The 18,884-nt window shown below is 75.2% G+C and carries 17 protein-coding genes; 9 read left to right on the top strand and 8 right to left on the bottom strand.

The annotated features are described in order from the left end of the window. Nucleotides 1-89 precede the first annotated feature (89 nt). Nucleotides 90-959 (top strand): alpha/beta fold hydrolase, encoded by an 870-nt coding sequence (locus Q0817_RS01650; RefSeq protein WP_298583221.1) that lies wholly within the window; start codon nucleotides 90-92, stop codon nucleotides 957-959. Nucleotides 960-963: 4 nt separating this feature from the next. Here the strand turns inward: Q0817_RS01650 and Q0817_RS01645 are convergent, their stop codons facing one another. Continuing rightward, nucleotides 964-1,350, bottom strand: coding sequence for a hypothetical protein (locus tag Q0817_RS01645; protein WP_298583220.1), 387 nt, complete (start codon nucleotides 1,348-1,350; stop codon nucleotides 964-966). 130 nt (nucleotides 1,351-1,480) lie between these two features. Next, nucleotides 1,481-2,713: a gephyrin-like molybdotransferase Glp gene (glp, locus tag Q0817_RS01640; RefSeq protein WP_298583219.1), complete on the bottom strand. Its 1,233-nt coding sequence runs from the start codon at nucleotides 2,711-2,713 to the stop codon at nucleotides 1,481-1,483. Nucleotides 2,714-2,762: 49 nt separating this feature from the next. On the opposite strand from glp, the gene Q0817_RS01635 reads away from it, so the two are divergent. The 6 genes from Q0817_RS01635 to Q0817_RS01610 all read left to right on the top strand — a co-directional run bounded on the left by Q0817_RS01635 (nucleotide 2,763) and on the right by Q0817_RS01610 (nucleotide 6,895). Beyond that, the gene (locus Q0817_RS01635) at nucleotides 2,763-3,092 is read left to right on the top strand and encodes a biopolymer transporter Tol (protein ID WP_298583218.1); all 330 of its coding nucleotides are present in this window, start codon (nucleotides 2,763-2,765) and stop codon (nucleotides 3,090-3,092) included. 110 nt (nucleotides 3,093-3,202) lie between these two features. Then, nucleotides 3,203-4,318, top strand: coding sequence for a GTP 3',8-cyclase MoaA (moaA, locus tag Q0817_RS01630; protein WP_298583216.1), 1,116 nt, complete (start codon nucleotides 3,203-3,205; stop codon nucleotides 4,316-4,318). A 6-nt stretch (nucleotides 4,319-4,324) separates the two neighbouring features. Beyond that, complete coding sequence (locus Q0817_RS01625) at nucleotides 4,325-4,594, top strand: MoaD/ThiS family protein (RefSeq protein ID WP_298583214.1); 270 nt, start codon at nucleotides 4,325-4,327, stop codon at nucleotides 4,592-4,594. 4 nt (nucleotides 4,595-4,598) lie between these two features. Beyond that, a complete protein-coding gene (locus Q0817_RS01620; protein WP_298583212.1) occupies nucleotides 4,599-5,192 on the top strand; it encodes a molybdenum cofactor guanylyltransferase in 594 nt (197 codons plus the stop codon). Nucleotides 5,193-5,231: 39 nt separating this feature from the next. After that, nucleotides 5,232-5,528 (top strand): DUF6457 domain-containing protein, encoded by a 297-nt coding sequence (locus Q0817_RS01615; RefSeq protein WP_298583210.1) that lies wholly within the window; start codon nucleotides 5,232-5,234, stop codon nucleotides 5,526-5,528. Next, nucleotides 5,528-6,895 (top strand): molybdopterin molybdotransferase MoeA, encoded by a 1,368-nt coding sequence (locus tag Q0817_RS01610; protein WP_298583209.1) that lies wholly within the window; start codon nucleotides 5,528-5,530, stop codon nucleotides 6,893-6,895. The genes Q0817_RS01615 and Q0817_RS01610 overlap by 1 nt, the downstream gene beginning before the upstream one ends. 121 nt (nucleotides 6,896-7,016) lie before the next feature. Here Q0817_RS01610 and Q0817_RS01605 read toward each other — a convergent pair whose 3' ends face one another. Further along, nucleotides 7,017-7,517 (bottom strand): DUF456 domain-containing protein, encoded by a 501-nt coding sequence (locus Q0817_RS01605; RefSeq protein WP_298583207.1) that lies wholly within the window; start codon nucleotides 7,515-7,517, stop codon nucleotides 7,017-7,019. Between the two features lie 84 nt (nucleotides 7,518-7,601). Between Q0817_RS01605 and Q0817_RS01600 the strand changes: the two genes are divergently transcribed. Both Q0817_RS01600 and Q0817_RS01595 read left to right on the top strand, forming a co-directional pair. Then, nucleotides 7,602-10,310 carry a multicopper oxidase domain-containing protein gene (locus tag Q0817_RS01600; protein ID WP_298583205.1) on the top strand — a complete coding sequence of 903 codons (2,709 nt, stop codon included), beginning with the start codon at nucleotides 7,602-7,604 and terminating at the stop codon, nucleotides 10,308-10,310. 85 nt (nucleotides 10,311-10,395) lie between these two features. Continuing rightward, the gene (locus Q0817_RS01595) at nucleotides 10,396-11,049 is read left to right on the top strand and encodes a lytic transglycosylase domain-containing protein (protein WP_298583203.1); all 654 of its coding nucleotides are present in this window, start codon (nucleotides 10,396-10,398) and stop codon (nucleotides 11,047-11,049) included. Between the two features lie 7 nt (nucleotides 11,050-11,056). Here the strand turns inward: Q0817_RS01595 and Q0817_RS01590 are convergent, their stop codons facing one another. The 5 genes from Q0817_RS01590 to Q0817_RS01570 form a co-directional block, all read right to left on the bottom strand. After that, the gene (locus Q0817_RS01590; protein WP_298583201.1) at nucleotides 11,057-12,499 is read right to left on the bottom strand and encodes an NAD(P)/FAD-dependent oxidoreductase; all 1,443 of its coding nucleotides are present in this window, start codon (nucleotides 12,497-12,499) and stop codon (nucleotides 11,057-11,059) included. Nucleotides 12,500-12,507: 8 nt separating this feature from the next. Continuing rightward, a complete protein-coding gene (locus Q0817_RS01585) occupies nucleotides 12,508-17,430 on the bottom strand; it encodes an NAD-glutamate dehydrogenase (protein ID WP_298583199.1) in 4,923 nt (1,640 codons plus the stop codon). A 134-nt stretch (nucleotides 17,431-17,564) separates the two neighbouring features. Continuing rightward, entirely contained in the window at nucleotides 17,565-18,143 is a 579-nt protein-coding gene (locus Q0817_RS01580; RefSeq protein ID WP_298583197.1) for a histidine phosphatase family protein, read from the bottom strand. Nucleotides 18,144-18,229: 86 nt separating this feature from the next. Beyond that, entirely contained in the window at nucleotides 18,230-18,436 is a 207-nt protein-coding gene (locus tag Q0817_RS01575; protein WP_298583195.1) for a hypothetical protein, read from the bottom strand. A gap of 162 nt (nucleotides 18,437-18,598) precedes the next feature. Beyond that, nucleotides 18,599-18,877, bottom strand: coding sequence for a hypothetical protein (locus Q0817_RS01570; protein ID WP_298583193.1), 279 nt, complete (start codon nucleotides 18,875-18,877; stop codon nucleotides 18,599-18,601). Between the last annotated feature and the right edge of the window lie 7 nt (nucleotides 18,878-18,884).

Below are 18,884 nucleotides of genomic sequence, written 5' to 3'. Positions count from 1 at the left end.
TCCGGCACCCTTGTTTTTCTCGGCGGAAAGGGGATGACCGAGCCCCGGCCGTCGCGCGGACGGGCGCCGGCCGGGGCTAGCCTGGCCGGATGGACCGACCGACCCTCCGCACTCCTGGCGACCTCCGACCCGGCGTGCACCCCGACGTGCGCCCCGATGTGCGCCTCGACGTGCGCGACGACGGGCCCCCGGACGGGGAGCCCGTGCTGCTGCTGCACGGCTTCCCGCAGGACGGCACGTGCTGGTCCGGGGTCGCGCCCGTGCTGCGGCGCGCGGGGCTGCGCACGCTCGTGCCCGATCAGCGGGGCTTGGCCCCCGGGGCGCGGCCCCGGGGGCGCCGCGCCTACCGGCTCGAGCTGCTCGTCCAGGACGCCGTGGCGGTGCTGGACGCCGCCGGACCGGAGCGGGCGCACGTCGTCGGCCACGACTGGGGCGGGATCGTGGCGTGGGCCCTCGCGGGCCACCGCCCGGAGCGGGTCGCCTCCCTGACGGTGGCCTCGGTCCCGCACCCGCGGGCCCTGGCACGCTCCTTGACGCGCTCGTCGCAGGCGCTGCGCTCGACCTACGTCGGGGCCTTCCAGCTGCCCCGGCTCCCGGAGGCGCTGCTCGGCCCGCGCCTCGAGGACCTGCTGCGCCGTTCCGGTCTGCCCGCGGCGGAGGCCGCCCGCTACGCGGCCCGGATGCGGGAGCCGGGCGCGCTCACCGGGGCCCTGAACTGGTACCGCGCCCTGCCGCTGTCCCGGCTGCGCAGCGCGCCGGTCGACGTCCCGACCACGTACGTGTGGGGCAGCCGGGACCCCGCCCTGGGCCGGCGGGCCGCGGAGCTGACGGCCGAGCAGGTCCGGGGACCCTACCGGTTCGTGGAGCTGGACGCCGGCCACTGGCTGCCGGAGACCCGGGCCGGGGAGCTGGCGGAACTGGTGCTGGAACGCGTCGGCGGGGCCGAGACCGCCCTGTAGCGGCTCAGTCCCGCGCGGCGGGGTCCTCGGCCGGGGCGTCCCCGCGCCGGCGTCCCGGGGTCCCCGCGATGCGCAGCGCGGCCTGGACCGCGAGCAGCGCGAACGCCGCGTAGTAGATCCACACGGAGGGGTAGAGCTGGGGGACGGTGCCGTTCCAGCCGACCAGGGTGAGCACGAACAGGACGGCGCCGACCACGAGCAGCCCGAGGTGCGCGGTGCCGAAGGAGCCCCGCTCGCCGCGGCGGGCGAGGAAGACCGCCAGGACGGCGAAGAAGATGGGGAAGAGCATCTGGCCCACCACGGTGATGCCGTTCTGGTGGTACTCGTAGCGGCCGAGCGCCTGGATCACGGCGGTGGCGGCGAGGAGCAGCGGGGCGAGCAGGGACGTCATGGGGACCTGTTCTGTGCGATCGTCCGGTCGGGGCGCGGACCAGTCTAACGAGCGGCGGCGACACCGCCGCGGCGCCCCCGGGCCCGGCCGGAGCCGTCCCGTCCTGCCGCAGGTCGCTCGCGCGGGCGGCTCACTCCAGCAGCAGCAGCTTCACCAGGGTCCCCGCCGGCAGCTCCGCCCCGCCCGCCGGCACGAGCGCGAGGGCGTTGGCCCGGGCGGCCGCGGCCAGCAGGTGGGAGCCCGGCCCGCCCGCCATCCGCACCGTGGCGCCGTCCCAGACCGCCCGGCGCACCTGCGTCCGGCCGGGCAGCGGCCGGACGGCCTCCGCGAGGGGCCCCGTGGCGCGGGCCCGCGGCGCCGGGGCCCCCACGGCCTCGGTCAGGGCGGGGCGGAGGAACATCTCGAAGGACACGAGGGTGCTGACCGGGTTGCCCGGCAGGCAGACGAAGGGCACGCCGCCGGGTGCCGCGAGACCCTGGGGCCCGCCGGGCTGCATCGCGACGTGCCCGAACTCGCCGTGGGGCTCCAGCACCTGCCGCACCACCTCGTAGGCGCCCTCGCTGACCCCGCCGGAGGAGACGAAGAAGTCGGGCCGCCGCGCCGTGTCCTCGGCCAGGCGTGCCGCGAAGGCGTCGGCGTCGTCGGGGACCAGGTGGGCGCCGATCACCTCCACGCCCGCCTCGGCCAGCTGGGCGCGCAGGATCGCCGCGTTCGCGTCGAAGATCTGGGCGGGGCCGCGCACGGCGCCGGGCGTCACGACCTCGTCGCCCGTCGTGTAGAGCACGGCCCGGGGGCGGGCGCGCACGGTCAGTTCCGCGCACCCCAGGGCGGCGGCGAGACCGATCCGGGCGGGCGTGAGCCGCTGCCCCGCGACCAGCGCCGTGTCCCCCGCGGCCACGTCCTCCCCCGCCCGCCGGACGAACCGCCCGGCCGGCTGGCCCGCCGGGAGCCGCAGGAGCGTCCCCGCCGCCGGGAAGCTTCCCGGCAGCGACTCCTCGACGGGCACCACCGCGTCCGCACCGGGCGGCATCGGCGCTCCGGTCATGACGGGGGCCGCCTCCCCGGGAGCCAGCGGGCCGGGGACGTGGCCGGCGGGCACGGGGGCGACGACGACGAACGGCGTGCGCCCGTCCTCCCCCGGCGCCGCCCGGCTGTCGGCGGCACGGATCGCGAAACCGTCCATCTGCGAGTTGTCGAAGGGCTGCAGGCTCAGGGCCGCCACGAGGTCCGCGGCCAGGACCCGGCCCGGCGCGGACTCCAGGGGGACGCTCTCCGTCCGGGGCCGGAGGCCGCGCAGGGCGTCCGTGACCGCACGGCGGTGCTCGTCGACGCTGCGGACCGGGTGCTGCGCGTGCCTGCTCATCCCTCCAGCGTAGGTGCCGGGACGGGCCCGCCCTGGCAGGATCGGGGCCATGACGCGACGGGACGTGGAGCACACGCCGGACGGCCGGTGGATCGTGGTGGACGGGCGGCGGTGGCGGCGGCAGGACCCCGCGCTGCCCCCGGACGTCGCGGCCCGGCTGAGATCCCACCTGGGCCGGGCCCGCGCGGCCGTCCGCACGGTGCGGCGGCACGGCACGGAGGAGGAGCTGCGGGCCGTGCGGGACCGGGTGGGGCTCGCGAAACTGGGCCTGGGCGAGCGCGGCACGCCGTGGTGGGAGCAGTCGCCCGCCGAGCGGGAGACCCGGTGGACGGGCGCCCTCGCCCAGTTGGACGCGCAGGCCCCGCCGGAGCCGGCATGACGCCGGACGGAGCCGGGGGCATTCTCAGCATGCTGGGGTCTGATTACACTGGGCGGACCATCCCGGCGCGCCGACACCCTGCGCGCCGGCGGAACCACCGAGGCGGTGACATGAGCGTTTCCCTGGGATTCCCGCAGATCCGCAGTGCCGGACCGGCGCCGAGCGGCGCGCCACGACAGGCGGGGCTCGTGGACCGCCACGGCCGCCGCGCCACCGACATGCGGCTGTCGGTCATCGACAAGTGCAATCTGCGCTGCACCTACTGCATGCCCGCGGACGGCCTCCCCTGGCTGCCCGCCGCGCAGCTCATGAGCGCGGACGAGATCGTCCGGCTCGTCGGCGTGGGCGTCCGGGAGCTCGGGATCGCCGAGCTGCGCCTGACCGGCGGGGAGCCCCTGGTCCGCCGCGACCTCGAGGAGATCGTGGCGGGGGTGCGGGCGGCGCACCCCGAGCTGCCGCTGTCCCTGACCACGAACGGCATCGGCCTGGCCGCCCGCGCCCAGGCCCTGGCGGAGGCGGGACTGACCCGGGTGAACATCTCCCTGGACAGCCTGTGCGCGGAGACCTTCAAGCTCCTGGCCCGCCGCGACCGCCTCGCGGACGTCCTGGCCGGCGCCGAGGCCGCGGCCGCCGCGGGCCTGGCCCCGGTGAAGATCAACGCCGTGCTGATGCGCGGGGTCAACGACCACGAGGCCCCGGAGCTGCTCGCGTGGGCGCTCGAGCGCGGCTTCGCCCTGCGGTTCATCGAGCAGATGCCCCTGGACGCCGACCACGGCTGGACCCGGGCGGACATGGTCACCGCCGCCGAGATCCGTGACCGGCTGGGCACCCGGTTCCGGCTGTCCCCGCACCCGGGCCGGCGCGACGGCGCCCCGGCCGAGCTCTGGGACGTGCGCCCCGCCGCGGACGGCCCGGCGGCCCCCGCCGACGCCGAGGACGCGCCGCTGGGCACCGTGGGCGTCATCGCCTCCGTGACGGAGCCCTTCTGCGCCGACTGCAAGCGGACCCGGATCACGGCCGAGGGCCGGATCCGGTCCTGCCTCTTCTCGCACGAGGAGTTCGACCTGCTGCCCCTGCTCCGGGCGGGTGCGACCGACGCCGAGCTCGCCGACCGCTGGCGGGCCGCGATGTGGCTCAAGCCAGCTGCCCACGGCATGGACCACGTGGGCCTGGACTCCGCCGACTACGTCCAGCCCGAGCGCTCGATGAGCGCGATCGGGGGCTGAGCCGGAGTGCTGATCCGCTACTTCGCCGCCGCCCGCGCCGCGGCCGGCACCGACGCCGAGACCCTGGAGACCCCCGCCGACCGGCCCTGCACCCGCCGGGACGTGGAGGCCCTGCTGGTCCGGGCCCACCCCGAGCCCCCGCCCGGGCAGCCCCCGCTGGCGGAGGTGCTGGCCCGGTCGAGCTTCCTGCTCGACGGCGTGGCCTGCCCCGATCCCGGGAGCATGGTCCCGGCCGACGGGGTGCTCGACGTCCTGCCGCCCTTCTCGGGCGGGTGAGCGCGTGAGCGCCCCGGGCCCGGCCCCGGTCTTCCACGCCGTGGTCCTGGCGGGCGGCCGCTCCGCCCGCCTGGGCGGACGGTCCAAGGCCCGGCTGCGGCGGGCGGGACGCACCCTCCTGGAGCTCACGCTGGACGCGGTCCGGGAGGCGGCGGGCGTCGTCGTCGTCGGACCCCCGGACCCCTCCGTTCCCGAGGGCGTGCTGCGGACCCGTGAGGACCCGCCGTTCTCCGGACCGGCCGCGGGCATCGCTGCCGGGCTGCGCGCCCTGGACCGCCTGCCCGGCGCGGACTGGACCATGACGCTGGCCTGCGACATGCCCGGGGTGTCGCGGGCCGTGCCCCTCCTGCTGGAGGCCGCCCGGACCGGCCCCGACGCCGCCGGCTACGTCTGCGTCCCGCCCGGCGGCCACCGCCAGCCCCTCGCCGCCCTCTACCGCAGCGACGTGCTGCGCGCGGCGTACGCGGGGCAGGACGCCGCGGACCGCTCCGTGTTCTCCTTCGTGCGCGACCTCCCGCTGCGGGACGTCACCGTGCCCCAGGACGCCACCGCGGACGTCGATACGTGGGACGATGTGCAGAGGCACCACCTGACCTGACCACGAGCGGGCGGCCCCACCGCCCGGGAGGAGCGGCGCATGCCCGAGGACCTGAGCCCGTCCGAGAACGAGATCCTGGAGCGGTGGATCGCGACGGTGCGCGGAGCCCTGGACGTGCCCGACGCCGACCTCCCCGTGGACGAGGTGCTGGGCCTCACCGGCAGGATCGCCCACGGCACCGTGCGCCCTGCCGTCCCGCCCACCGCCTACCTGCTCGGCTACCACGTGGCCCGCGCCGTGGCCGCGGGCGAGGACGAGCACCGCGCCCTGGCGCGCGCCCTGCAGACCGTCGACGGACTCGTCCCCGACGCACGCCGAACCCCCGAGGAGAACTGATGTCCGGACTGCCCCTGCCCCACGACACCAACAGCCCCTACACGCACGCGCTGCCCGTCATCGAGGACGACAGCGGCACGCCCGAGACCGCCGCGGAGGAGGTCGAGGCCATCCACGACGCCGACTGGCACCGGGCGCGGCAGTTCTCCTACGAGATCGCCACCGCGCTGCCCAGTCACTGGCTGCCCCTGCAGGAGGCGCTCGGCGAGGTCCTGGCCGAGGACGTCACCGCCCCGATCCCGGTCCCGCACTACGCCTCCTCCGCCATGGACGGCTACGCCGTGGCCGGCCCCCAGCCGTGGACGGTGGTCTTCCCCGAGCCCGTGGAGACGGACCCCCGCAAGATGCTGACCATCCCGCCGAAGGAGCTCTACCGCCCGGTGCTCAACCTGGAGCCGGGCGAGGCCACCCGCATCGTCACCGGCGGACTCGTCCCGGCCGGGGCCCGGGCCGTGCTCCGGGACGAGTTCGCGCACCTGTCCGAGGAGGGGACCGTGCTCACGATCGCGGCCCACGCCCCCTCGGCCGAGGACATCCCCTACGGGCAGAACATCCGCCGCACCGGCGAGGAGGTGGCGGCCGGGGACGTCATCCTGCACGCCGAGTGCCTGCTCAACCCGGCGCACATCGCCTTCGCCGCCGTCAGCGGCCACGACATGCTCCCGGTCCGCCGCCGTCCGCGCGTGACCATCCTGCTCACCGGCAGCGAGGTCGTCGAGGACGGGATCCCCGAGCCCGGCCAGGTGCGGGACGCCTTCGGCCCCCAGCTGCCCACGTTCGTGGAGATGCTGGGCGGGTCCGTGGACCAGCTCCGGCGCGTCGAGGACACCGCCAAGGCGATGCTCTCCGCCCTGACCGAGGCGCCCTCCGGCATGGGGTCGGTGCTCGACGCCCGCACCGAGGTGGTCATCACCACCGGGGGGACCGGGCACTCCGACGCCGACCACGTCCGCTCGGCGCTCCTGGAGCTCGGCGCGGTCTTCCTGCTCGACGGCCTCGCCCAGCGTCCGGGGCACCCCACGTTCCTGGCGCGGCTGCCCGAGGACGGCCCCTTCGTCGTCGGCCTGCCGGGCAATCCGCTGGCCGCGATGACCAGCATCTTCACGGTGGCCGAGCCGCTGCTGGCCAAGCTGCACGGCGACCAGCCCCCGGCCACCCGCACCCTGCCCGCGGCCGAGGACCTGCCGGGCCAGAAGGTCACCGCCCTGGTGCCCGGCTACCTCCGGGACGGGACGGTCTCCCCCCGGGACCGGGTCGGCGCGAACATGCTGCGCGGGCTCGCGCACGCGGACGTCATCATCGTGGTCCCGCCGGACGGCGTGGCCGCCGGGCAGGACGCCGAGGTGGTCCCCCTGCCCTGGCGCTGAGCCGCCGCGGAGCACCGAGCCGCCGCGGAGCACTGAGCCGCCGCAGGACGCCGAGGGCCCGGACACCGAGCGTGTCCGGGCCCCCGGCGTGTTGCGGGACGTCCCCGGGGCCGGCTCGGTCTCAGGCGGTCGTGAACAGGACCAGCGCGCCCAGCACGAACACCGTGGAGGCGGCGAGCGCGCACGCGAACTCCACGACGATCCCCAGGCCGGCCGCCTTGAGTCCCGCCCAGCTGGCGTCCAGCGCCGCCCGCAGGTCGCGCCGGCGGGCGGTCTCGCTCAGGAGCAGGCCCACGAAGAACCCCACGAAGATCCCCACCACGGGGATGACGAACAGCCCCACGACCGCGCCGGCGGCGGCGTAGAGGAGGGAGCGGTTGGGGATCTGCCGGCGCTTGAGCCGGGTCCCGGTGAGCACGGCGCTCGCGGCCATCCCGGCGATCGCCAGCGCCGAGCCGAGGGCCAGCACGGTCCAGCCCTCGACGGCCTGGACCGTGAGCGCCCAGACGAGCAGCCCGACCACGATCAGGATGGAGCCCGGCAGGACCGGCACCACGATGCCGAGGCACCCCACGACGAGCAGGACGGCGGTGATGAGGGTCGCGATGATCTCGGCAGTCACGCCCTCATCGTAGGCGGCACGCCCGGCGCAGGCCGCACCCTATACTGGTATCTGATCCGCTGATTAACTGGGCAGGTGAGCTCCGTGCACGCATCCGCACGCCCCCGGGGACGGACGTCCTGGCACCGCCGGGCCGGCAGACCGGTCCTCCTGTGGATGGCGGCCCTGCTCCTCGTCGTGCTCTTCCACCGCTGGCTCCCGGAGACGCGGTGGCTGCTGGTGCACCTCGTCACCCTGGGGCTCGTGACCAACTCGGTCCTGGTCTGGTCCCAGCACTTCACCGACTCCCTGCTGAAGAACCGGGTGCCCGACGACGCCCGGGGCCGGCAGCTGGCCCGGATCGGGCTGCTCAACGCCGGCACCGTGCTGCTCGTCGCAGGACTCCTCACCGGCTGGTACGTGCTGGTGCTCGTCGCCTCGACCGCCGTGGGCGCCGCGGTGGCCTGGCACGGGGTGGCCCTGCTCCGGCAGCTGCGCACGGCGCTGCCGTCCCGGTTCGCGGTGACCGTGCGCTACTACGTGGTCGCGGCCTTCCTGTTGCCGGTGGGCGCGGTCCTCGGCGCGCTCCTGGCCACCGGTCCCGCCGGCGCCTGGCACGCGCGCCTGCTCCTCGCCCACGAGGCCACCAACGTCCTGGGCTTCGTGGGCCTGACCGTCGCAGGGACCGTGCTCACCCTGTGGCCCACGATCCTGCGCACGCGCATGGCGGAGCTCTCCACCCGGGTCAGCACCGCGGCGCTGCCCGTGCTGACCGGGGGGCTGGTGCTCACCGGGACGGCGGCGCTGGCAGGGTCCCCCGTGCTCGCCGCGGCGGGGCTGGCGGTCTACGCGGCGGGGCTGGGCGCCGTGGTCGCGGTCATGGCCCGGACCGCGGTGCGGGCCCGCCCCGCCGACTACGCGGGCTGGTCCGTGGCCGCCGGCGTCCTGTGGTGGACGCTCGCCGTGGTCGCCGCCGCCCTCGTGGTGGCCCTGCGCGGCTTCGACGCGGCGGCGCTGGGGCAGCTGACCGTCCCGTTCGTGGCCGGCTTCCTGGTGCAGGTGCTGCTGGGGGCCATGTCCTACCTCCTGCCCGTGACCATGGGGGGAGGGCCGGCGACCGTGCGGGCGGCCCACCGGGCCATCAACCGCGCCGGGACGTTCCGCGTGGTGGTCGTCAACCTGTGCGTGCTGCTCTTCGCGCTCCCACCGGGCGCGGTGCCCTCCTGGGTCCGGGCCGTGGTCTCCGTCCTGGGCGCGGCGGCCCTCTTCGCGTTCGTCCCACTCATGGTCTCCGCCGCCCGGACCTCGGTGGCGGGGCGCCGGGCGGCCATGGCCCGCCGGGCCGGGGAGCCGGTGCCCGCGCCGGAGGCCGTCGCCCCCGCCGCGCCTCCGCGGCCGGCCCGCGAGGCGCTGGCGGGGGTGCTCGTCGTGGCCCTGGGCGTCGCGGCGGGCATCGCCGTGAACCCCGCCGCGGCGGGGTTCGACGTGCGCGGCGGCGGCTCCGGGGCTCCGGCCACGGGCAGGACGACCACCGTGCAGGTCAGTGCCCGGGAAGGGATGCGCTTCGAGCCCTCCGCCGTGGAGGTCCCGGTCGGCGACGAGCTCGTGATCGAGCTGACGAACGACGACCCGACCAACGTGCACGACCTCGTCCTGGCCTCCGGCACGAGCTCCGGGCGCGTCGGCCCCGGGCAGACGGTGACCGTGGAGGCCGGCGTGGTCGACGGGCCCCTGGAGGGGTGGTGCTCGATCGTCGGGCACCGCAGCATGGGGATGACCCTCGACGTGGTCGCCGTCGGCGCGGACGGCGCTCCCCTCGACGCGCCCTCCGCGGCCGACCAGCGGCACGGGACGCCCGGCACGGTCCCCGCCGGCGCCGATCCGGCCGCCGGGGCGGACCTCGGGGCCGCCCCGGGAGAGGGCGTCGAGGTCCGCTCCCCCGTGCTCGAGCCCGTCGGGGCGGGCGTGCAGGAGGACGGCCGGCGGGTGCACCGGGTGGACCTCGACGTCTCGGAGGGCGAGCACGAGATCGCCCCCGGCGTCCGCATGCGGGCGTGGACGTACAACGGCCGCTACATGGGGCCCACGCTGCGCGGGGAGGTCGGCGACGTCTTCGAGATCACGCTGACCAACGGCGGCACGATGGGCCACTCGGTGGACTTCCACGCGGGCACGGTGGCGCCCGACGAGACCATGCGCACCGTCGCCCCCGGGGAGTCCCTCGTCTACCGCTTCGAGGCGGTGCGCTCCGGCATCTGGCTCTACCACTGCTCCACCGCGCCGATGAGCACGCACGTGGCGGCCGGCATGTTCGGCGCCGTGGTCATCGACCCACCGGGGCTCCCGGAGGTGGACCGCGACTACCTCCTCGTGCAGAACGAGACGTACCTGGGCCCGCCCCGGGACGTCGCCGACGAGGAGGCCGGGGTGGACGCGGTGGTGGATCCCGCCAGGATCCCGGGCGGGGTGCCCAGCCTCACGGTCTTCAACGGCCACGCCACCCAGTACCTGCACGAGCCGCTGACCGCCCGCGCCGGCGAGAGGGTGCGGATCCGGGTCCTCGCGGCCGGTCCGTCCACGGGACTGAGCTTCCACGTGGTGGGCGGTCAGTTCGACACCGTCCACCGGGAGGGCGCCTATCTCCTGGAGCCCGGCGGCGCGTCCTCCGGCGGCGCCCAGGCCCTCGACCTCGCCCCCGCCCAGGGCGGCTTCGTGGAGCTGGAGTTCCCCGACCCGGGCACCTACCCCTTCGTCAACCACTCCCTCGTGGAGGCCGAGCGGGGAGCCCGCGGCCTGATCGAGGTCACGGGCTGACCCGCCCTCCCCACCGGGCGGGACGGCCGCTGTCCCCCCAAGAGGCCGCAGACCGGGACGGACAGGGCCTCCTAGCCTGGAACGGATGACCACCACTGTCCTGGACCCCGCGCGCCCCGGCGCCGAGAGAACCGGCGCCGAGCGAACCGGCACCGAGAGCGCCGGCCCCGGGGAACTCGCCCCGCGCGGTTCCCCGTGGTTCCTGCTGGCCTCCGTGGTGCTGCTCCTGATCGGGACCGGCGGGCTCTTCCACGCCAACGCCCCCGGGTGCTGCGACGCACTCCGCGGGGACGGGCCGAGCCGCACCGCTCCCGTCCCGGAGCCGTGGGGCGACGACGTCCTGGCCGCCGCCGAGCTCTCGGGGCTCCCGCCCGAGATCGTGGCCGCCCAGCTGGACGTCGAGAGCCGGTGGAACCCGCGGGCCGTCAGCCACGCCGGCGCGCAGGGCCTCGCCCAGTTCATGCCGGACACCTGGCAGCGCTACGGGCGGGGCGACCCCTTCGACCCGCGGGCCGCCATCCGCGCCCAGGGCGTCTACCTCAAGGACCTGCGGCGCATGGTGCAGGGGCTGGCGCCCGCCTCGCCCCAGGAGGAGATCGACCTGGTGCTCGCGGCCTACAACGCCGGGCCCACGGCCGTCCTGCGGCACGGCGGGATCCCCCCGTTCGCGGAGACCCGCGGCTACGTGGCGCAGATCCGCGAGCTCGCGGCCACCACGTACGCCGGGATCGGCGCCTGAGCTCCCGTCAGCCGGCGGCCCGCCGGCTCCTCGCGATGCCCCGGAGCGCCCTGCGGGCCGCGTGGTACCCGGCCATCCCGTGCACCCCGCCGCCGGGTGGGGTCGACGACGAGCACAGCCAGACCCCCGGCACGCCGGTCGCGTAGGGGTCGGCCTGCACGGCCGGCCGGAACACCTGCTGCAGCCCGTCCAGGGAGCCGCCGCCGATGTCCCCGCCCACGAGGTTCGCGTTCCACGCCTCGAGCCGGGCCGGCGAGGTGTCCACGCGCCCCCGGATCCGGTCGCGGACCCCGGGGGCGAAGCGCTCGAGCTGGTCGAGCACCCGTTCCCCCGCCCTCGGGTCGTCGCAGCCGTGCGGGACGTGGGCGTAGGCCCACAGCACCTGCCGGCCCGCGGGCGCCCGGGACGGGTCGGCGGCACCCTGCTGGGCCACGAGCACGAACGGGCGCTCCGGCAGCCGGCCCGCCCGGGCCTGCTCCTCCGCGGCGGCGATCTCGGCGAGCGTCCCGCCCACGTGCACGGTCCCGGCCTCCGCCACGCGCGGGTCCCGCCACGGCACGGGCCCGTCCAGCAGCAGGTCCACCTTGTAGGAGGCCGTGCCGTAGCGCCACCGGGCCAGCGCCCGCCGGTACCGGTCCGGCAGCTCGAGCCCGCGCAGGCCCAGCACCTGCCGGGGCGTGAGGTCCAGCAGGACGACGTCGGCGGGTCGCACCCGGGCGAGGTCCGTCACCGGCGAGTCGAGGAGCACCCGGCCGCCGTGCTCCTCGAGATCGGCCACGAGGGCGTCGACGACGGTCTGGGACCCGCCCCGCGCGACCGGCCACCCCGTGGCGTGGGCGGCGGCGCCGAACAGCGTCCCGAAGGCGGAGGTCAGGGCGTGCCGCGGGGGCAGCACCGCGTGGGCCGCGGACCCGGCGAAGAGTCCCCGGGCCTGCTCGGTGCGGAACAGCGCCCGCGCCGTGGCCGCGGCGGGCCACGGGGCGCGCAGGCCGAAGGACGCCAGGGCCCGCGGGTGCTCGGGCACGCGCACGAGCGGGCCCAGCACCGACTCGACCGTCTCCTCCCAGCGCTCCACCACGCCGCGGTGCAGCAGGGACCACGCCCGGCCGTCCGCGCCCAGCCCTGCCGCGGTGCGCTCGAGCGAGCGGTGCAGCAGGCCCGGCGGGCCGTCGTCGAGCGGGTGCGCCGCGACGACCGGCGGGTGCAGCCATTCCAGGCCGTGCCGGTGCAGGCCCAGCTGCGCGAACAGCGGGCTGGCCACGCCGAAGGGGTGCACCGCGGAGCCGAGGTCGACCACCGTGCCGGGGCCGAGCGCGGCGGAGGAGCGTGCCGCTCCCCCGGCCGCGCCCGCCGCCTCGTGGACCGTGACGTCGAGCCCCGCACGGGCCAGCACCACGGCCGCGGCCAGCCCGTTGGGCCCCGAGCCGACGACCGCGGCCGTTCCCTGCACGGGCCGTCCTACCCGGCCAGTGCGCTGCGCATGGTCCGCAGCGCCACGGACAGGGACGCGAGCTCGGCGGAGGTCTCGCCCGTGCCCTCGGCCTCGATCTCCCCCAGCACGTCGCGCAGCCGGCTCAGCCGGGACTCGTTGCTGGACTCCCAGGACTCGACCTTCTCCCGCGCGTCCTGCCCGGGCGCCTCGAGCGCCTGGTCGGCGAGGGCCACGAGGGTCGCGTAGACGTCCTCCCGCATGGACATCCGCGCGAGGTTCTCCCAGCGGGTGGTCTGCGGCAGCCCGGTGATGCGGTTGAGCAGGCTCTCGATGCGGTAGCGGTCGTAGAGCCGGAAGTAGACCTTGGCGATGGTCTTGATCTGCTCCTCGTCGAGGCTGCCGTCCTCGGCGACGGCCTCGCCGGAGGCGTGCGCGAGGCGGGCGACGTCGAGCAGCGCGAACGCGTCCAGCAGCTGCGACCACTCCGTGGCCAGCGGCCCGGGGATGCCCTGCCGCTCGGCGGCCTCCGCCCGGGAGTCGACCCGCTGCCGGGAGTCCTCCCCGAGCAGCCGGTCCTCGAGGAACCGGATGTCCACGGTGGGCTTGTAGCGGTCGATGACCTCGGCGACCGGGTTGGCGGTCTCCTCCCGGTTGATGAGCCAGCGCACCACGCGGTCCAGCAGGCGGCGCATGTCCAGGAACATCCGGTCCCACATCTCGGTGGGCACGTCCGCGGGCAGCTCCCGGTGCTGGTGGGCGTAGCGATCGATCTCGTAGATCTGCACCGCCGCCACGAAGGCCCGGGCCACCTCCACGGGCCCGCACCCGGTCTCCTCCATCACGCGGTAGACGAAGGGGATGCCGCCGTAGTTGACCATCTGGTTGGCGACCACCGTGCCGATGATCTCGGCCCGCAGGGGGTGGGTACCGACGAGCTCGCCGAAGCGCTGCGTGATCTGCTCCGGGAAGTAGGCCTCCAGGACCTCCACGAACCACGGGTCCTCGGCGAGGCCGCCCTCGACCAGGGCCTCCGAGAGCTGGATCTTGGCGTAGGCCGCCAGCACGGACAGCTCCGGGGACGTGAGCCCGTGGCCGGAGCGGACCCGCTCGCGCAGCTGCTCGTCGGAGGGCAGGAACTCGATCTCCCGGTCGAGGTCGGCCTCCTCCTCGAGCCAGTGCATGAACCGGATGTAGGCCTCGTTGAGGTCCCGCACACGCGCCCGCTCCGTGGTCAGCAGCACGTTCTGCGCCACGTTCGTCTCCAGCACGAGCCCGGCGACCTCGTCGGTCATGGCCTCGATGAAGCCGGCGCGCTCGTCCGCGGAGAGCTCCCCGGCCACGACCATGCGGTCCACGAGGATCTTGATGTTGACCTCGCGGTCGGAGGACTCCACGCCGCCGGAGTTGTCGATCGCGTCCGTGTTGATCAGCACCCCGTTCAGCGCGGCCTCCACGCGGCCGAGCTGGGTGCAGCCCAGGTTGCCGCCCTCGCCGACGACCTTGGCCCGCAGGTCCTGGCCGTCGACGCGGATGGCGTCGTTGGCCTTGTCCCCCACGTCCGTGGAGGTCTCCTGCGCCGACTTCACGTACGTGCCGATCCCGCCGTTGTACAGCAGGTCGGCGGGCGCCGTGAGGATCGCGCGCATCAGCTCGATCGGGGAGAGCTCCTCGACGCCGTCGTCGAGGTCGAGGGCCTCGCGGACCTGCGGTGAGATCGGCACGGACTTCACGGTGCGCGAGTACACGCCGCCGCCGGCCGAGATCTTCTCCGGGTCGTAGTCCTGCCACGAGGACCGGGGGCGGCCGAACAGCCGCTCGCGCTCGGCGTAGGAGACCGCCGGGTCCGGATCGGGGTCGAGGAAGATGTCGCGGTGGTCGAACGCGGCCACCAGCCGGATGTGCTCGGAGAGCAGCATCCCGTTGCCGAACACGTCGCCGGACATGTCCCCCACGCCCACCACGGTGAAGTCCTCGGTCTGGGTGTCGACGCCCAGGGCGAAGAAGTGCCGCTTCACCGACTCCCACGCCCCCCGGGCGGTGATGCCCATGGCCTTGTGGTCGTAGCCCACCGAGCCGCCCGAGGCGAAGGCGTCCCCGAGCCAGAAGCCGTACTCCGCGGAGATCGCGTTGGCGGTGTCCGAGAAGGACGCCGTCCCCTTGTCCGCGGCCACCACCAGGTAGGCGTCCTGGCCGTCGCGGCGCACCACGTGCTCCGGGTGCACGGCGACGTCCTGGCCGGACTCGTCCCGGACGAGGTTGTCGGTGATGTCCAGCAGGGAGGCGATGAACAGCTTGTAGGCCTCCCGGCCCTCGGCCACCCAGGCGTCGCGGTCCACGGCCGGCTCCGGCAGCTGCTTGGGGTAGAACCCGCCCTTCGCGCCGTTGGGCACGATCACCGAGTTCTTCACCATCTGCGCCTTGACCAGGCCCAGCACCTCGGTGCGGAAGTCCTCGCGGCGGTCCGACCAGCGCAGCCCGCCGCGGGCCACGGGCCCGAAGCGCAGGTGCGTGCCCTCGACCCGCGGGGACCACACCCAGACCTCGAACATCGGGTGCGGCAGCGGGGCCGTGCTGATCCGCCGGGGATCCAGCTTGAACGCCATGGTGGGGCGGTGCCGGTACACGTTGGTGCGCAGGGTCGCGGCCATGATCTCGGCCAGCGCGCGCAGCAGCTTGTCCGCGTCCAGGGTCGGCACCTCGTCCAGGGCCTCGATGAGCCGGCCGTGCGCGGCGTCGCGCTGGGAGCCGCGCACGGCGTCGTCGAGCGCCGGGTTGAAGCTCGCGTCGAAGAACTCGACCAGCGTCCGGGTGACCTCGGGGAACGCCAGGAGCGTGTCCGCGATGTAGTCGAACGAGTTGGGATGCCCCAGCTGCAGGAGGTACCGGACGTAGGAGCGCAGCACGGCCACGGTCCGCCACGTCATGCGCTCCGTGAGGACCAGCCGGTTCAGGGAGTCCGACTCGGAGCGGTTGGACAGCACCGCGCACAGGGTGTCCTCGATGAGGTCCTCGGTCTTGGCGTCCTCCGGGCCGGTCGCGTCCACGCCCTCCGGCAGCCGCACCCCGAAGTCGTAGAGCTGGAAGTGGCGGCCGTCGGCGGGGGTGACCTCGTACGGCTTCTGGTCGAGGACCGTCAGGCCGAGGTTCTGCAGCATCGGCAGCAGCTCGGTGAGGGACAGCGACCGGGTGAGGTAGATGTTCAGCCGCACGCCCCCGGGGTCGTCGACGACGCGCACCTCCGCGGGCAGGTCCGGGTCCCGCCCCCACAGCTCCTCGCAGCGCTGGAGGTCCTCGACGGCCTCCTCGATCTCGTAGTCCGCCCGGTAGGCGTCCGGGAACGCCTCCGCCCAGTTCTCGGCGTGGGTCCGGGCGAGCTCCTCCGAGAAGTTCCGGTGGATCGCGCGGGCCAGCGCCTCGGACCAGGACCGCACCGCGGCCCGCAGCCGCGCCTCGAGGCCCGAGCGGTCGAAGGACTGCACCTCGCCGGTGTACGGCAGCCGGATGCGGAAGAACAGGCGGGCCAGGGTCGAGGAGGAGAGCCGGGCGTCGAAGTCGATGGACTCGGCGTCGAAGGTGCGCTTGAGCTCCGCCTCGATCCGCCCGCGCACCGACGTGTTGTACCGGTCGCGGGGGAGGAAGACGACGGCGGACATGAACCGCCCGAAGTGGTCCTGGCGCAGGAACAGGCGGGTCTGCCGCCGTTCGTCCAGGCCCATGACACCGCGCATGATGTCGTAGAGCTCGTCCGCGGTCATGTGGAACAGCTCGTCGCGCGGGTAGTCCTCGATGTTGCCCATGAGGTCCCGGGCCGAGTGCGAGTCCTCGAGGAAGCCGAACCGCTCGGCGACCTCGGCCATCTTCTCCTTGATCAGCGGCGTCTCGCGGGCCGGCGTGTTGTAGGCGCGGCGGGTGAACAGCCCCAGCACCAGGTACTCGCCCACGATCCGGCCCTCGTCGTCGTACTTCGCGACACCGATGTAGTCGAGGTACTCCCGGCGGTGGATCGACGAGCGGCGGTTGGCCTTCGTGATGAACAGCGTCCCGGCCTCGCGCGCGTGCTCCCGGCCCAGCCCGGTCAGGACCTGCCGGTGCGGCTTGCGGTCGTGCTCCACGAGCAGGCCCCGGCCGGTGCCGGGGCGGCTGACCAGGGAGAGTCCGTCGCCGGAGTCCTCGAGGTCGTACTCCTTGAACCCCATGAGGATGAAGTTGCCCCGGACCAGCCAGCGCAGGAACTCCTGGGACGGTCCGATCAGCGGCGGGTGCCCGCCCTCGGGCAGGTCCAGCTGCCGCAGCCGGTCGAGCTCGTCCGCGAGCCGGCCGACGCGCTCCTTGAGCTCCACCTGGTCGTCGTCGACCCGCTGGACGTCCTCGAGCAGGCTCGAGAGCCGGTCCACGAGCTCCTGGGCGGTCCCGTCCGACATCTGCCGGGACAGCTCCACGGAGATCCAGGACTCCACGACGTGCGTGGTGCTGCCGTCCGAGCGGAGGCCGGCCAGGCTGGGCAGCGCGGTGGTGTCGCCGCTGGAGGTGGCCGAGAAGTCCGGCACCTGCTGGAGCTCGCGCAGCTCGTGGGTGTCCGCGTCCCGGGTGGCGACGAGCACGGGGTGGATCAGCAGGCGGGCGCCGCCCCACTTGGCGGCGATCTCCGCGGACACGGTGCTCACGAGGTAGGGGACGTCCTCGGTGACCACGAAGACCACGGAGGTCGAGTCCTCCTGGCGCACGCCCACGGCGATCTCCCGCGGCGCCCGGACCCGGCCCACCTCGTGATGGTGCTCGGCCCGCTCGCGCAGCTGCTCCTCGGTGCGGGCGAGCAGGTCGTCCTGCGGGACGTGACGGTAGTACTCGTTGATCCACTCCCGGTCCCCGGTCCAGTCGGGGGCCCGCGGGATCACGCGGATCGCCTGGGTCCGGTCCTCGTCGGGGATCGTGTACTGGTCAGAGGCCACAGCCGCATCACGCCTTCGTCGCCGTGGACGGCCGGGGACGCGTTCTGTGCGCCACCGTCGCCGCCGCAGGGGGTGGACGGCACCTCGTGGGACCGTCCCTGATGGCCTCAGCTTATTGAAGGAACCCGGGGCTGTCAGGGTGCGGTGGACTCCGACACGTCATCTCGCAGGCGCGCGGCGCCGAGGGCCTCCGCCCGCACGGGCACCACCTCGCAGTTGCGGACCCGGGGATGGGCCTCCCCGTTGAGCTCGGAGACCGTCAGGCGGATGAGCGAGCCGTGCGCCACGACCAGCACGCTGCGCCCCGGGTGGTCGTCGCGGATCCGGCGCAGCGCCGCCAGGCCGCGGCGGGCGACCGCCTCCGCCGGCTCCCCCGCGGAGAGGACCCGCTCCCGTGCGACTCCCTCGAGGCCCGCCAGGCGCGAGCCCTCGTGCGGGCCGAAGCTGCGCTCCACGAGCTCGTCGTAGGTCGCCGCGAGCTCGAGGCCCAGGGCCTCGCCGATGATCCGCGCGGTCTCCACGGCCCGGCCCAGCGGCGAGGAGACCAGCACGTCCCAGCCGAGGGCCTCGGCGAGCAGGTGCCGGCCGGCGGCCCGGGCCTGCTCCCGCCCGGCGTCGTTGAGCGGGACGTCCGTGGCGCCCTGGAGCCTCTCCTCGAGGTTCCAGTCGGTCTGACCGTGGCGGATGAGGACGATGCGTCCGGGGGTGTTCACGTCCCCCACTCTGGGCGACGGCCCGCCCCGGGGCAAGCGGGACGCCCGGAGCCCGCGACCGCGCGGGCTCCGGGCTCCCCCGACCGCTACGGCCGGTCCTCCGGGCGGGGAGCGCGCTCGCGCTCCTCGACGGCGGAGAGCACCTCCGGGCTGTCGGTGTCGTCGACCCACGGGTCCGTCTGCCGGTGCTCCTCCACGTGGTCGGGCTGGACGCCGGCCACCTCACCGGCGACCTCCTGCTTCATCTGGTCGTCCAGTTCCGCGCTGTGCTTGGTGCTGCCTCGCTCGGCCATGTCGATCTCCTTGCTGGAATGGGACCTTGCTGGAATGGGACCTTGCTGGAATGGGATCTTGCCGGAGTGGGACCCTGCCGGTCAGGGGCCCTGCCGGAACGGTTCCCGCCGGCGGCCCGGCCCTGCCCGTGGCCGGACGGTCGTGCCGGAGCGGGCGGACGGTCAGCCGGGCTCCTCGTCGGGCAGGCCCCGCTGGGCCCGGTCGGCGGCCTCGGAGGACCCCTCGGGCAGCGGGTCGGCGGCCGGCGGGGCCTGCCCCGGCGCCCAGTCCTGCAACCCGGCGGCCACCCGTTCCTGCTCGGTGGCCGCGGCGAGGGCGTCGTCGTCGAGCCGTTCGGGCATACCGGCGTGCCCCTGGTGGATGCGGCGGGGCAGGGCGTCCTCCTCGGGCCGGATGACGTCGTCGAGGTCCGGCGTGTCGTCGTTGTTCGGGGTGGTCATGGCAACC

Origin of the sequence: uncultured Kocuria sp. (genome assembly GCF_947500125.1) — a bacterium.
Lineage (GTDB): Bacteria > Actinomycetota > Actinomycetes > Actinomycetales > Micrococcaceae > Kocuria.
The sequence above is the reverse complement of the archived record's forward strand: the minus strand, read 5'-3'. Positions and strand labels throughout refer to the sequence as shown.

Coding starts and splice junctions, on each gene's coding strand:
- Q0817_RS01575 (WP_298583195.1), bottom strand. CDS start 18,436: ATGGCCGAGCGAGGCAGCACCAAGCACAGCGCGGAACTGGACGACCAG.
- Q0817_RS01595 (WP_298583203.1), top strand. CDS start 10,396: ATGACCACCACTGTCCTGGACCCCGCGCGCCCCGGCGCCGAGAGAACC.
- Q0817_RS01615 (WP_298583210.1), top strand. CDS start 5,232: ATGCCCGAGGACCTGAGCCCGTCCGAGAACGAGATCCTGGAGCGGTGG.
- Q0817_RS01645 (WP_298583220.1), bottom strand. CDS start 1,350: ATGACGTCCCTGCTCGCCCCGCTGCTCCTCGCCGCCACCGCCGTGATC.
- Q0817_RS01635 (WP_298583218.1), top strand. CDS start 2,763: ATGACGCGACGGGACGTGGAGCACACGCCGGACGGCCGGTGGATCGTG.
- glp (WP_298583219.1), bottom strand. CDS start 2,713: ATGAGCAGGCACGCGCAGCACCCGGTCCGCAGCGTCGACGAGCACCGC.
- moaA (WP_298583216.1), top strand. CDS start 3,203: ATGAGCGTTTCCCTGGGATTCCCGCAGATCCGCAGTGCCGGACCGGCG.
- Q0817_RS01570 (WP_298583193.1), bottom strand. CDS start 18,877: ATGACCACCCCGAACAACGACGACACGCCGGACCTCGACGACGTCATC.
- Q0817_RS01610 (WP_298583209.1), top strand. CDS start 5,528: ATGTCCGGACTGCCCCTGCCCCACGACACCAACAGCCCCTACACGCAC.
- Q0817_RS01650 (WP_298583221.1), top strand. CDS start 90: ATGGACCGACCGACCCTCCGCACTCCTGGCGACCTCCGACCCGGCGTG.